Annotated in this window: 9 protein-coding genes and 1 tRNA gene; 3 read left to right on the top strand and 7 right to left on the bottom strand. The window is 75.0% G+C overall.

Annotation, left to right across the window (positions count from 1 at the left end; all coding sequences use genetic code 11):
- Positions 1 to 9 precede the first annotated feature (9 nt).
- Both AB0C59_RS22690 and AB0C59_RS22685 read left to right on the top strand, forming a co-directional pair.
- Positions 10 to 795, top strand: a complete 786-nt coding sequence (locus AB0C59_RS22690; RefSeq protein ID WP_363007295.1) for an ABC transporter permease — start codon at positions 10 to 12, stop codon at positions 793 to 795.
- Positions 792 to 1,634, top strand: a complete 843-nt coding sequence (locus AB0C59_RS22685) for an ABC transporter permease (protein WP_363007293.1) — start codon at positions 792 to 794, stop codon at positions 1,632 to 1,634. The genes AB0C59_RS22690 and AB0C59_RS22685 overlap by 4 nt, the downstream gene beginning before the upstream one ends.
- Before the next feature lie 76 nt (positions 1,635 to 1,710).
- Here AB0C59_RS22685 and AB0C59_RS22680 read toward each other — a convergent pair whose 3' ends face one another.
- The 4 genes from AB0C59_RS22680 to AB0C59_RS22665 all read right to left on the bottom strand — a co-directional run bounded on the left by AB0C59_RS22680 (position 1,711) and on the right by AB0C59_RS22665 (position 6,899).
- Positions 1,711 to 2,502 (bottom strand): S16 family serine protease, encoded by a 792-nt coding sequence (locus AB0C59_RS22680; RefSeq protein WP_363007291.1) that lies wholly within the window; start codon positions 2,500 to 2,502, stop codon positions 1,711 to 1,713.
- A 65-nt stretch (positions 2,503 to 2,567) separates the two neighbouring features.
- Positions 2,568 to 3,209, bottom strand: a complete 642-nt coding sequence (locus tag AB0C59_RS22675; RefSeq protein WP_363007289.1) for a helix-turn-helix domain-containing protein — start codon at positions 3,207 to 3,209, stop codon at positions 2,568 to 2,570.
- A 273-nt stretch (positions 3,210 to 3,482) separates the two neighbouring features.
- Positions 3,483 to 5,285: a DEAD/DEAH box helicase gene (locus tag AB0C59_RS22670; RefSeq protein ID WP_363007287.1), complete on the bottom strand. Its 1,803-nt coding sequence runs from the start codon at positions 5,283 to 5,285 to the stop codon at positions 3,483 to 3,485.
- 117 nt (positions 5,286 to 5,402) lie between these two features.
- The gene (locus AB0C59_RS22665; protein WP_363007285.1) at positions 5,403 to 6,899 is read right to left on the bottom strand and encodes an MFS transporter; all 1,497 of its coding nucleotides are present in this window, start codon (positions 6,897 to 6,899) and stop codon (positions 5,403 to 5,405) included.
- Positions 6,900 to 7,120: 221 nt separating this feature from the next.
- Here AB0C59_RS22665 and AB0C59_RS22660 point away from each other — a divergent pair.
- Positions 7,121 to 7,195 (top strand) — tRNA-Cys (locus tag AB0C59_RS22660).
- A gap of 130 nt (positions 7,196 to 7,325) precedes the next feature.
- On the opposite strand, the gene AB0C59_RS22655 is transcribed toward AB0C59_RS22660, so the two are convergent.
- The 3 genes from AB0C59_RS22655 to AB0C59_RS22645 form a co-directional block, all read right to left on the bottom strand.
- Positions 7,326 to 9,632, bottom strand: a complete 2,307-nt coding sequence (locus tag AB0C59_RS22655; protein WP_363007283.1) for a molybdopterin cofactor-binding domain-containing protein — start codon at positions 9,630 to 9,632, stop codon at positions 7,326 to 7,328.
- On the bottom strand, positions 9,629 to 11,209 hold the full coding sequence (locus AB0C59_RS22650) for a 2Fe-2S iron-sulfur cluster-binding protein (protein ID WP_363007380.1): 1,581 nt from the start codon (positions 11,207 to 11,209) through the stop codon (positions 9,629 to 9,631). Before AB0C59_RS22650 ends, AB0C59_RS22655 begins: the two co-directional genes overlap by 4 nt.
- A 104-nt stretch (positions 11,210 to 11,313) precedes the next feature.
- Entirely contained in the window at positions 11,314 to 12,207 is an 894-nt protein-coding gene (locus tag AB0C59_RS22645; protein ID WP_363007281.1) for an FAD binding domain-containing protein, read from the bottom strand.
- Positions 12,208 to 12,505: the final 298 nt, after the last annotated feature.

The raw sequence follows: 12,505 nt of genomic DNA, 5'->3' as shown, positions 1-12,505 counted from the left end.
TGAGCGCGCGTGAGCTTCTGGGAGTACCTGGCCGGCCACCACCATCGGTTGCTCGTGGACGCCTTCCGGCATGCCGGGATCGTCCTGCCGTGCGCCGCCTGCGCGGCGGTGCTCGGTGTGCTGATCGCCGTCGCCGCCCGCCGCAGCGAGCGGGCGGGCCGGCTGGCCGCGGCCACCACCGGTGCGCTGCCGACCGTTCCCGCCCTGGCGATGATCGGCCTGCTGGTGCCGGTCGTGGGCCCGGGCGTGGCGCCGACGCTCACCGTACTGACGCTGTGCGGGCTGCTGCCGGTCCTGCGGAGCTCCCTGGCGGGCCTGCGCACGGCCGGGCCGCCGCGCACCACTGCACCGGACGCGGCGGACGCACCGGCCGCGGACGCCGTCGCGGACGCGGCGACGGGCGCTGAGGACACGACCGGCGCGGGTACGACCGGCGCGGGCGCGGCGGGCCGGGCGTGGCGCCTCGGTCGGGCGGGTCGGGCGCGGCCGGCCCGGGTGGGGGTGGCGGGTGCCTGGCCGTCGATCCTGACCGGGATGCGGACCTCCACCCGGCTGCTGATGGGCGTGGCCGCCCTCACCGCCTACGTCTCCGGACCGGGGCTCGGCAACGAGATCTTCCGCGGCCTCGGCGCCCCGGGCAGCGAGAACGCGCTCAACGAGGTGCTGGCGGGCACGCTCGGGATCGTCGTCCTGTCGCTGCTGTCCGACGCGGCGTACCTCTGCCTCGGGCGGCTGACGCTTCCCCGACGCCCCGCGCCCGCGGCACCCGCACGACCGGAGGAGAAGCCGACGTGACCACACCCGAGGTCAGGGAGCAGGAGGAGCGGGAGGGCCGGGCGGCGGACGGCGCGCCCGCCGGGGCGGGTGCCGCGGGGCCGCCGCTCACCTGGCGGAAGCTGACCGTACTGCCGACGGCGCTGGTGGTCGTGCTGCTGGCGACACTGGCGGGCTTCCGCCAGGCCCACCTCGACCTGGGCTCCCAGGACGCGCTGTCGCGGGGACAGGTGCTCAGGGCCCTGTGGCAGCACGTGGAACTGACGACGGCCGCCACGGCGCTGGTGCTGCTGATCGCGCTTCCGCTGGGCGTCCTGCTGACCCGCGACGCGTGCCGCCGGACCTGCTCGCGCGTCCTGCCCGCGGCGTCGGCGATCGCCGCCCTGGGCCGCGGAACGCCGGCGATCGGCCTGCTGGCGCTGCTGGTGCTCTGGTTCGGCGCCGGGCGGACGGCGGCCCTGGCCGGGATCGTGGTGTGCGCGGTCCTGCCCGTGCTGTCGCAGACGGTCACCGGGCTGAGGGCCGGCGATCCACGGCTGCTGGAGGCCGCGCGCGGCATCGGCATGTCGCCGCTGCGCGTGCTGACCCGGGTGGAACTGCCCTTGGCCGCCCCGACGATCCTCGCGGGGGTGCGTACGGCCCTGGTCCTCAACGTCGGCACGACGACCCTGGCCGCGTTCGGCGGGGGCGGCGGTCTCGGCGTGCTGATCACCACCGGGATCGCCCGGCACCACATGCCGGTCCTGCTGCTCGGCTCGATCCTCACGGTGGCGCTGGCGCTGCTCGTCGACTGGATGGCGTCGGTGGCGGAACTGCTGGCGCGGCCCTGGTTCGCGAAGGGCGACCCGAGGGCGTCGTGAGCGGCGCCGGGCCGTCGCCCGACCAGGCCGTGAAGACCGGTGAGGGCGGGTGAAGGCGTCGGCCCTCGGTCGCCGCTCAGCAGCTGGGCACCGGTCCCTTCCCCCGCTCCAGCGCCTTCAGCGCGTCGACGGCGCCCTTCAGCGTGGTCACCGGCACCAGCCGCAGCCCGCCCGGCAGTTCGGCCTTCGCGTCGGCGCACTCGGCCTTCGGCACCAGGAACACCGTCGCCCCGTCACGGCGCGCGGCCCGCGTCTTGAGGGACACCCCGCCGACCGCCCCGACCCGCCCGGCGTCGTCGATCGTGCCCGTGCCCGCCACGACGCGGCCTCCCGTGAGGTCGCCGCCGCTGCCGTCGCCGTGCAGCTTGTCGATGATGCCGAGGGTGAACAGCAGGCCCGCGCTGGGGCCGCCCACGTCCGCGAGCTTCAGCGTGACCTTGACGCCCTTGCCACCGAGGTCCAGATACGACAGGGCCGCCCGCGTCGCCGCGTCCTGGGACTCCTTCATCTGCTCGGTGTTGTGCCGCTCGATCTCCCTGACGTCGTCGCCGCTCGGGTAGACCGCGTCGCGGGGCAGCACCGCGCGGTCCGAACGGAACCATCCGTCGATCACGTCCCCGAGGGAGACGTCCGTGTCGGGGCCCGTCGCCTCGATCGTCGTCATCCGCAGCTGGCCGCGCGTCGTGCGGGTCGGCGCCCCGCTGATCGTGATCACGGGGGCGCCCTGGTTGGCGCCGAGGACGTCGGCCGTGATGCCGGGCTGCGCCACGGCGAACGGCAGCGGCGCGCACACCGCCGTGGCGATCAGGGCCACGACGGGCAGGGCGCAGACGGCGACGGCCTGGGGGCGCGAGAGACGAGAGAACACGGGATCAATCTAACGTGACGAGGGCTTTCGGCCGGGTGCCGGATCGGGGCCGGTGCCGCCGGCGGTCAGCGGAGCGCCTCGGCCACCTCGCGCGCGGCGTCCACCACCCGGGGTCCCACCCGTTCGGGTACCGCGTCCGACAGCATGACGACCCCGACGCTGCCCTCTATCCCGGTCACCCCGAGCAGCGGGGCCGCGGCACCGCTCGCCCCGGTCTCCAGCTCGCCATGGGTCAGGGTGTAGCCGGGCTCGACGGGCGGTTGCCGCCGCGCGCCGAGTATCGCCCGGCCGGCCGCGCCCATGTCGAGGGGATGTCTGAACCCGGCCCGGTACGCCACGTGGTAGTCGGTCCACGTCGGCTCGACCACGGCGACGGCCAGCGCCTCCGTGCCGTCGACCAGGGTGAGGTGCGCGGTGGCCCCTATGTCCTCTGCGAGCGCGCGCAGCGCGGGCAGCGCGGCCTCCCGCACCAGCGGGTGCACCTGGCGGCTCAGCCCCAGCACCCCGAGGCCGACCCGGGCGCGGCCGCCCAGGTCACGGCGTACGAGGGAGTGCTGCTCCAGGGTGGCCAGCAACCGGTACACCACCGTCCGGTTGACGCCGAGTCGGGCGGACAGCTCCGTCACGGTCAGCCCGTGGTCCGTGTCCGCGAGCAGCTTGAGCACCCTGAGGCCCCGGTCGAGCGTCTGAGAGGTCTCAGCGGTCACGAGGCCCCCTCCTTGGTGGTGAGGTCGGCGAGCCCCGCGACACCAGGTCACCGGGTCCCGTCGGTGACGCGCGTCAGAGGCCGCCGATCGGCCGGCGGTCCGGGGGACCCCGGACCCGGTCACTTCACGGCTGCGATCCGCGGCGACGCTGCCACGGGGCGTATGCGTAGCGTGACAGTAGCGAGCAGGTCCGCTCAGCGGAAGTCTCTGTCCAGAATCCGGGCGGCCGGGCGGGAGGACCGTCGGGGTTTGCCTGCTTTTGCGCCGCGCGGCTCAGCGCATGCGCGTCGCCCACTCCTGGACCTTCTCGATGCGCTGCCGGAGCTGGCCCCCCGTGCACTCGGCGCTCGGCGGGCCGCCGCACACCCTGCGCAGTTCGTTGTGGATCACGCCGTGCGGCTTGCCGCTCTGGTGGACGTAGGCGCCGACCATCGTGTTGAGCTGCTTGCGCAGCTCCAGCAGCTCCTTGTGGGTGACCACGGGGCGCCGCTCGGCGGGCACTTCGAGGAGGTCGGCCTCGGTGTCCGGCTTCTTGCGGCTGTGCGCGATCTGCCGGGCCTGGCGCTTCTGGAGCAGCATCTGCACCTGGTCGGGTTCGAGCAGACCGGGAATGCCCAGATAGTCCTGCTCCTCCTCGCTGCCGGGGTGGGCCTGCATACCGAACTCGGCGCCGTTGTACATGACCCGGTCGAACACCGCGTCGGACTCCAGCGCCTCGAAGGGCAGCATGTCCTGGTCGCCGGTGTCCTCGTCCTGCTCCCGGTTGGCCTCGTCCATCTCCTGCTCGGACTCGGCGTACGGGTCCTCCTCCTCGCCCTGCTTCTTGGGCTTGTCGAGGACGTGGTCCCGTTCGACCTCCATCTCGTTGGCGAAGGTCAGCAGGTCGGGCACGGTCGGCAGGAAGACGGAGGCGGTTTCGCCGCGGCGACGGGACCGTACGAAACGGCCGACGGCCTGGGCGAAGAACAGCGGGGTGGAGATGGTGGTGGCGTAGACCCCGACGGCCAGCCGGGGCACGTCGACGCCCTCGGACACCATGCGCACCGCGACCATCCAGCGGTCGTCGCCGTGGCTGAACTCGTCGATGCGGTCGGAGGCCCCGGCGTCGTCGGACAGCACGAGCGTCGCCCCGTGCCCGGTGATCTCGCGGATGAGTTTGGCGTAGGCGCGGGCAGAGTCCTGGTCGGAGGCGATGACGAGGGCGCCCGCGTCCGGGATGGCCTTGCGGACCTCGGTCAGCCGCTGGTCGGCGGCGCGCAGCACGCTGGGCATCCACTCACCGCGCGGATCGAGCGCCGTGCGCCAGGCCTGGCTGACGGCGTCCTTGGTCATCGGCTCGCCGAGCCGGGCGGCGATCTCGTCGCCCGCCTTGGTGCGCCAGCGCATGTTGCCGCTGTAGGAGAGGAAGATGACCGGGCGCACGACGCCGTCGCCGAGCGCGGAGCCGTATCCGTACGTGTAGTCGGCGGAGGAGCGGCGGATGCCGTCCTGCCCCTCCTCGTACGTCACGAAGGGGATGGGATTGGTGTCGGAGCGGAACGGCGTACCGGTCAGCGTCAGCCGGCGGGTGGCCGGTTCGAACGCCTCCAGACAGGCCTCGCCCCAGGACTTCGAGTCACCGGCGTGGTGGATCTCGTCGAGGATGACGAGGGTCTTGCGCTGCTCGACACGGTTGCGGTGCAGCATCGGCCGCACCCCCACGCCCGCGTAGGTGACCGCGACGCCGTGGTACTCCCGGCCCAGCGGCCCGGCGCTGTACTCGGGGTCGAGCTTGATGCCGATCCGCGCGGCGGCCTCCGCCCACTGCTTCTTGAGGTGCTCGGTCGGGGCGACCACGGTCACCTGCTGCACCACGTGGTGGTGCAGCAGCCAGGAGGCGAGCGTCAGCGCGAAGGTCGTCTTGCCGGCGCCGGGCGTGGCGACGGCGAGGAAGTCGCGCGGCTGCTCCTGGAGGTACTTCTCCATCGCGCCCTGCTGCCAGGCACGCAGCTTGCCGGCGGTGCCCCAGGGGGCGCGGCCGGGGAAGGCCGGGGAGAGGTGGTGCGAGGAACTGGAGCTGGCGGCGGTGGTAGTCACGGTCTCCGGGGTGGTGGTCGGGCGGCTCGGCTACGTATGACAACCGGGCCACCCTACCGGTGCGGCCGGCCCTCCTTCCGGCCGACGGCTCCGTATCCTCCCCGGGTGCGACACGGGTCACAGCTCGGCGGGCGCGGCCCCGTGGGGGCGGCGCTCCACCAGCCGGGTCGCCACCCCCACGCCCGCCAGCGCCACCACCGCCATCAGCACGAACACCACGGCGAAGGCGGCCGGGTGGGAGCCCGTGGCGTGGGCGCCGGTGGCCGAGGGGGCGATGGTGCCCCCGCCGAGCGCGGCGAACGCGGCGCCGCCCACGCAGAGCAGCACGATGTTGGACAGGCCGTCGGAGATCTGCAGCGCCGCCGAGTTGGTGCCCACGTCCTTCGGCGCGGACAGCTGCAGGAGCAGCACACTGGCCGAGGACAGGACCAGGCCCATCCCGAAGCAGCCGATCCCGTAGGCGACGGCGACGGTCCACACGGGCACCGTGTGGACCAGCACCGCCGGCACGGCGGCGATGGACAGCGCGACGAGCAGCGTGCCGCACGTCACCAGCCGCTGCCGGTAGGGCTCCAGGCGGGGCCTGGCCTGCACCCACGAGCCGACGGCCCAGGTGGCGCCGCCCGCCGCCAGGCTGAATCCGGCCATGGTCGGCGACAGGCCCCGCTCGGTGACGAGCATCAGGGGCACGAAGCTCTCGGCCGTGATGAACGCGCCGTCGGATATTCCGCGCAGCAGCACCACGGACGGCAGTCCGCGCGCCGCGCGGTAGGTGCCGCGGGGCAGCAGCCCGAGCGCGGCCGGGACCAGCAGGGCGGCGCCCGCGACGCCGGGCACCAGGGCCGTCCACCGGGTGCCGCCGGGGGCGGACGCGTGCTGGGCGGCGTACTGGAGCAGTCCGGCGCCCAGCGAGATGCCGAGCGCGAGGCGGATGCGGCGCAGGTCGAACGGGGCCGCGGCACCCTGCCCGACGGGACCGCCCGCCCGGTGCCGTATCCGAGGCAGGGCCAGGGCCAGCGGGAGCACCACCAGCACGGGGATGCCGAGGAAGACCCAGCGCCAGCCGAGCCGCTCGGTCACCGTGCCCGCCGCGAGCGGCCCGACGACGGAGGGGACGACCCAGCCCGCGGCGAACGCCGCCATCATGGCGGGCCGCAGCCGCTCCGGGTAGGCGCGGCTCACCACCACGTACAGGGCCACGATCACCAGTCCGCCGCCGAGTCCCTGCACGGCCCGGCCCAGGATGAACACCCACATCGCCCCGGCCGTCCCGGACAGCAGCAGGCCCCCGGCGAAGGCGGCGATGCCGCAGGTCAGCGAGGCGAGCGGGCCGCTGCGGTCCGACCACTGGCCGGCCAGGACCATGCCGAACAGACTCGTCGTGAAGTAGCCGGAGAAGGCGAAGGCGTACACCGACAGGCCGTGCAGCTCCCGCGCGGCGACCGGCATCGCCGTGCCGACCGCCGTCGCCTCGAAGGCGATGAGCAGGACGACGGAGACGGTGCCGATGCTCAACGCCCGGTACGGCGCGCTGAGCACACCGCCGGTGTCGTCCGGCCGGACGCGGGACACGGGTTCGGCGACGTCGCTGTCGCGGGGTTCCAGGGCTGCCATGCCGACCAGCGTAGGAGCCCGGACCGGACCTGGCTGCTGTCCGTGGACGGTCGTCCGCTGAGACCTTGGTCGTACGTCCGACGCTTTCGGCCGGGGGTTCGTGAACGGCGTGTGGCAGTCGTGTTGCGGCGCCCGCGAGCCCCTTGAGCCCCCTCGTCGCCCGCCCGTACGGTCGAGAAAGTCAGGTCGGGACGAGTGAGCCGTGCCGCATCTGACGCCACGACCGTGTACCCGAGCGGCTCAGGGGCGCGCCTGCAAAGCGCGCAACGCGGGTTCGAATCCCGCCACGGTCTCCATCGGCGCCCGCCGCCCAGGCGTACGGCCCGCCGCGCGCGGGCCCCCGTCGGGCCGCCCCGCTCCCACCCGCAGGACACCGCCGGGACCCGCCGGCGAAGGCCCGCGCCGGATCCCGGCGCGGGCCTTCGCTCACTGCGGTACGACCACCGCCGCCTGCGGGCGGATCGGCAGGCGGTTGACCGGGCGGCCCGTGGCCGCGCGCACCGCCGAGGCGATGGCCGCCGGAGAGGTCACCACGGGGACCGCGCTGACCGACTTGGCGCCGAACGGCGCGACCACGTCCCGCTCCTCGACCAGCTTGACGATCCGGATGTCGGGCGCGTCCAGGGCCGTCGGCAGGGCGTAGCCCGTCAGGTCGGGGTGGCGGACCAGGCCGCGGGCCGTGCGCAGGTTCTCCGTGAGGGCGATGCCCACGCCCTGGGTGACCCCGGCCTCCAGGCGCGCCTCGAGCTGCCTCGGGTTCAGGATCCGGCCGACGTCCTGGGCGAGCGCCAGCTCCACGACCCGGACCGAGCCGATCTCGATGTCCACGTCCACCACGGCGCGGATCGCGCAGAACGCGAGGCCCACGAAGGCGTCACCCTGGCCCGCCTCGTCCAGCGGCTCCGTGGGATGTGGGCGGCACTGCGCGGTGGCCCACAGCTCCTTGCCGTCCATCGCCTCGGTCACCGTGGTCGACAGGACACCGTCGTACGAGGTGATCTTGCCGTCGGTGATCTGGAGCAGCTCCGTGGACATGCCGAACTTGTGCGCGAGGGGCTGCAGGAGCTGGGTGCGGACCATCTTGGCGGCACGTTCCACCGCGCCGCCCGACACCCAGGTGTGGCGGCCGCGGCAGCCCGCGCCCGCCGGCGGCTGGTCGGTGTCGACGGGCGCCACGTGCACCTCTTCGATGCCGAGCGTCTCCTGGACGATCTGCCGGGCCAGGGTGCTGAAGCCCTGGCCGGTCTCGACGGCCGCGCACAGCACCGTCGCCACCCCGTCGTGCACCTTCACCGTGGCCGTGGAGACCTCGTCCGCGCCCTCCGTGCCGAGCATGTGGACCATGCCGACGCCGTAGCCGACGCCCCTGCGCACCGCGCCGGGTTCGCCCGCGCCCTCGGGTCCGCCCGGCAGCAGCCACTCCTCCTCGGGGGTGTCCTTGGGCAGCGGGGGCAGGGGGTGGTCCCGCACGGCCTCCAGCAGTTCGGCGACCGGCGCCGGGCAGGTCACCGTCTGGCCGGTGGGCAGGTCGTCGCCCGTCTCCAGCACGTTGCGCAGCCGCAGCTCGGCCGGGTCCACGCCGAGCTTCCTGGCCAGCTTGTCCATCTGGGCCTCGTACGCGGCGCACACCTGCATCGCGCCCTCGCCGCGCACATGGCCGGAGGGCGGGTTGTTGGTGCGGACGGCCCAGCCCTCGATGAACGCGTTCGGGACGACGTAGGGGCCGCACGCGAAGGAGACCGCGGCGGCCAGGGCCTCCCCCGAGGTGTCGGCGTACGCGCCCGCGTCCAGCAGGATCTGCGCCTCGACCTTGACCAGCCTGCCCTCGGCGTCCGCGTGGTGGCGGTAGCGCAGCAGGGTGGGGTGGCGGTGGACATGGCCGAGGAAGGACTCCTCGCGCGTCACGGTGAGCTTGACCGGGCAGCCCGTCCGCAGCGCGAGCAGGCCGAGCGGAAGCTGGAAGCCGGGGTCCTCGCGGTCGGCCGTGGCACCGGCCACCCCGGTGACCACGATCTTCACCCGTTCGGGTTCGAGCCCGTAGACCGCGGCGGCGCGGTCGCGGTCGGCATGCGGGTCGGTGGACGCGAGGTACAGCTCGACCCCGCCGTCCGGCCGGGGCACCGCGAGGCCGGCCTCCGCGCCGATGGGCGCCGGGTCCTGGCGACCGATGCGGTACTGCCCCTCCACGACGATCTCGCCGGTCGCGTCCGGGTCGCCGTGCCGCAGCGGGATGTGGCGGATCAGGTTGCCGTCCGGGTGCAGCGGCTCGACCTCGAAGGCCTGTTCGGGGTCGGTGACCGGGTCGAGCACCTCGTACTCGACGATGACGGCGGCGGCGGCCAGCCGGGCGGTGTCGGGGTGGTCGGCGGCGACGGCGGCGATGGGCTCGCCGTGGTGGCGTACGACGTCGGAGGCGAACACGGGCCGGTCGGCTCTGCCGCGTCCGTGCAGGGCGCCGCCGGGCACGTCCTCGTGGGTGAGGACGGCGCGGACGCCGGGCATCTCGCGCGCGTGGCTGGTGTCGATCGACACGATGCGCGCGTGCGGGTGCGGGGAGCGCAGCACGGCCGCCCACAACAGGCCCTCGGCCCACAGGTCGGCGGCGTAGGGGAAGGTTCCCTCGGCCTTGGCCGGGGCGTCGACGGACGGCAGGGACACCCCGATGCCGTGCGGCGGCGGCTCGGGGGCGGGTCCTGCCGCCGCGGTGGTCGCGGCGGCGGTGTCGTTGCTCACGCCTGGCCTCCGTCCTGGCCGTACGGGTGTCCGTCCGGGGCCGTGGCGCCGAACCCGTCGCCGAACGCCGTGTCGCCTGCGGCGGGTTCACCGAACACGGAGGAGTGGACACCTCCCGCGCCGGGGCCCGCCTGGTGCGGGATGCGGGCGTGCGCGGTGTCGGCGCCCGGCTCGGGTTCCGTCTCCGCGTGCGCCTGGCGCTCGGCCACGACCTCCTTGACCGCCTCCACGACACCCCGGTAGCCGGTGCAGCGGCACAGGTTGCCGCACAGCGCCTGGCGTGTCTCCAGCTCGGTGGGCGCGGGGTTGCCGGCCAGCAGGTCGTGCACGGTCATCGCCATGCCGGGCACGCAGAAGCCGCACTGCACCGCGCCGCACCGGGCGAGCGCCCGCTGCACGTCCGAGGGCCTTCCGTCGACGGCGAGTCCCTCCACGGTGCGCACCTCGCTGCCCGCCGCCGTGACGGCGGGCACCAGGCAGGACGCGACGAGCCGGCCGTCGACCTGGACGTTGCAGGCGCCGCACTCGCCCTGCGAGCAGCCGTCCTTGGCGCCCGCGAGACCGAGCCGCTCGCGCAGCACGTACAGGAGCGACTCGCCGATCCAGGCGTCGGTGACGGGCCGGTCGGAGCCGTTCACCCGCAGGACGTAGGACACCAGGGGGTGGTCGTCGTGCAGGGGGGCCGGCTCCGGCGTGTGCTCCGGTCCGGGCTCCGGCTCGTCGGCGGCGGGGTCCTGCCCGACGACCGCCTCCTGGGCGTCCTGGGCCTCCTGGGCGGGAGCGGCTCCGGCGTCGCGGCGGGGTTCCTCGCCGTGCACGGGCTCGGGCGACTCCTCGGGTGCGGGGGCCTGTTCGTCGGGCGCCCCCGAGTCGGTGCCCGCCGCCGGGTCCGGCGCGCCGTGCGGCTCCGGCGGCTCCTGGGCCGCCTCGGAGTCCTCGGGGGCACCGTGGGCCCGCGCGTGGTCGTACGGCCCGGCGGGCGGCCCGCCAACGGCCTCGGGGAGGTCGGCCGGCTCCTCGTGAGCCGCCTCGGCCACGTCCTGGACGGCGCTCTCGTGCGCCTCGTCCGACCAGGCGGTCCCGGACACCTCCGTCGCCCAGGGCGCGGGCGCGCCGCCCGGGAGTGTCGCGGGCGCGCCGGTGCCCCACTGCTCGACGAGCGACGACGGGGTGAACTCTCCCGACTCGTCCGGCAGATCACCGCCCGCCACCGGGATCGACCACTGACCGGTGACCTCGTGGCCCGGCGCGGGCGGCGCCTCGTGCGCCGCCGTCCCGTGCGCCGGCGCGGCCTCCTCGAAGTGCCACTGCCCGGTCGGCCCGGGGTCGTAGGCGAACCCCTGGCCCGCGCCCTCCTGGGCTTCGGGCTCCTGGTCGCCCCACCGGGCGCCCTCGGCGGGCGCGCCCCAGGTGTCGTCGCCCATCGGGCCCGTGGGCGCGTCGGCCGGGGTGAACGAGGGGGGCACGTACCCGTGCCCGGGTGCGGCCAGCGGGCTGTGCGCGGCCAGAAGGGCGTCGATGCCGCCCTCGGGGAGCTGCACGAAGGCGGTCGCGCCGTCGTCGTACTCCCCCGGCAGCCGCTCCCACGAGCCCTGGGTGCCGCCCTGCGGAGCCTGCGGGGCCCCCTGCCGGCGCTCCCGGTGCTCAGGGTGCCCGGGGTGTTCCCGGTGCTGGTCGTCGGTCACGACAGTGCCCTCCCCAGTGCTCGTCGGGCCAGCGCGGCGACGGTGCGCCGCAGGTGCAGTACGGCGGGTGGCAGCTGCTGCGCGGTGCCGTCCGCGGCGGGCTCCGCGTCGGGGATGCAGGCCGCGGCGACGTACTCGCCGAAGGCGGTGAGCGCCTCGGGGACGATCGCGCGGCTGTTGTCCCAGTCGATGAGCTGGGCGACCCACTGCTCGGCCTCCAGGGGGCGCAGCGGCATCGGCGCGATGGCGCCGACGGCGCAGCGCACACCGCGCCGGGCCGGGTCGAGGACGAGGGCCACGGAGGCGACGGCGCGCCCCGGTCCGGTGCGTCCGGTCGCCTTCAGGAAGACCTGCGGGGCGTGCAGCAGCGGCACGCGCACGTAGCCGATGAGTTCGCCCCCGCGCAGCATCTCCATGCCCGCGAGCAGATGCGAGACCGGGATCTCGCGGCGGGCACCGCCCTGGCCCGCGATGATCAGCGTGGCCTCCAGGGCGGCGAGCACCGGCAGCGCGTCCCCGGTGGGGGCGGCGGAGGCGATGTTGCCGCCCAGGGTGCCCGCGTTGCGGATGTGCGGGGGTCCGGCCGCGCGGGCCGCCGCCGCGAGGGCGGGGATGAGCGCGGCGAAGTCGGGGCGGCCCATGCGGGCGTGGGTGAGCCCCGCGCCGAGCAGCGCGTGGCCGTCCTGGTACTGCCAGCCGCGGATCTCGCTGATGCGGCCGAGGCCGACCAGCGCCGCGGGCCGCAGCTGTCCGGAGTTGACCGCGGCCATGAGGTCGGTGCCACCCGCCACGGGGACGGCGGCCGGCATGGCGGCCAGCGCCGCCACCGCCTCGTCCAGCGAGGCGGGCAGCGTCACGGCCTGCGCCGCCTGTGGTGCGTGCGTGGTCAAACCGGCTGCCCCTTCCCGCTGCCCCACCGGGTCCTACCTGTGTTGCCGTACGGTACGTGCTGACAGGGCGGACGTGGCAACTCTGGCACATCTTTCCCGGCCCCCGACTCAAGGGTCCGCCAAGGGTTGTTCGCCCCTTCACCAGGGAGATGGCCTGTTTTGCCACCGGACGACCGGTGAGGACGAATTTCCCTTCCGCCCCTCGCGCACCGTGCCGGAGCACGCTCTCAGATGCGGGGCGCCCTGCTTCTGTCCGCGCGGCGGACTCACACGTTCGGGGGCGCCTCTTCGATCGGAC

It is taken from the genome of Streptomyces sp. NPDC048664 (assembly GCF_040650555.1).
In the GTDB taxonomy this organism is placed as follows: domain Bacteria; phylum Actinomycetota; class Actinomycetes; order Streptomycetales; family Streptomycetaceae; genus Streptomyces.
This window is presented reverse-complemented; position numbering and strand designations above follow the sequence as displayed.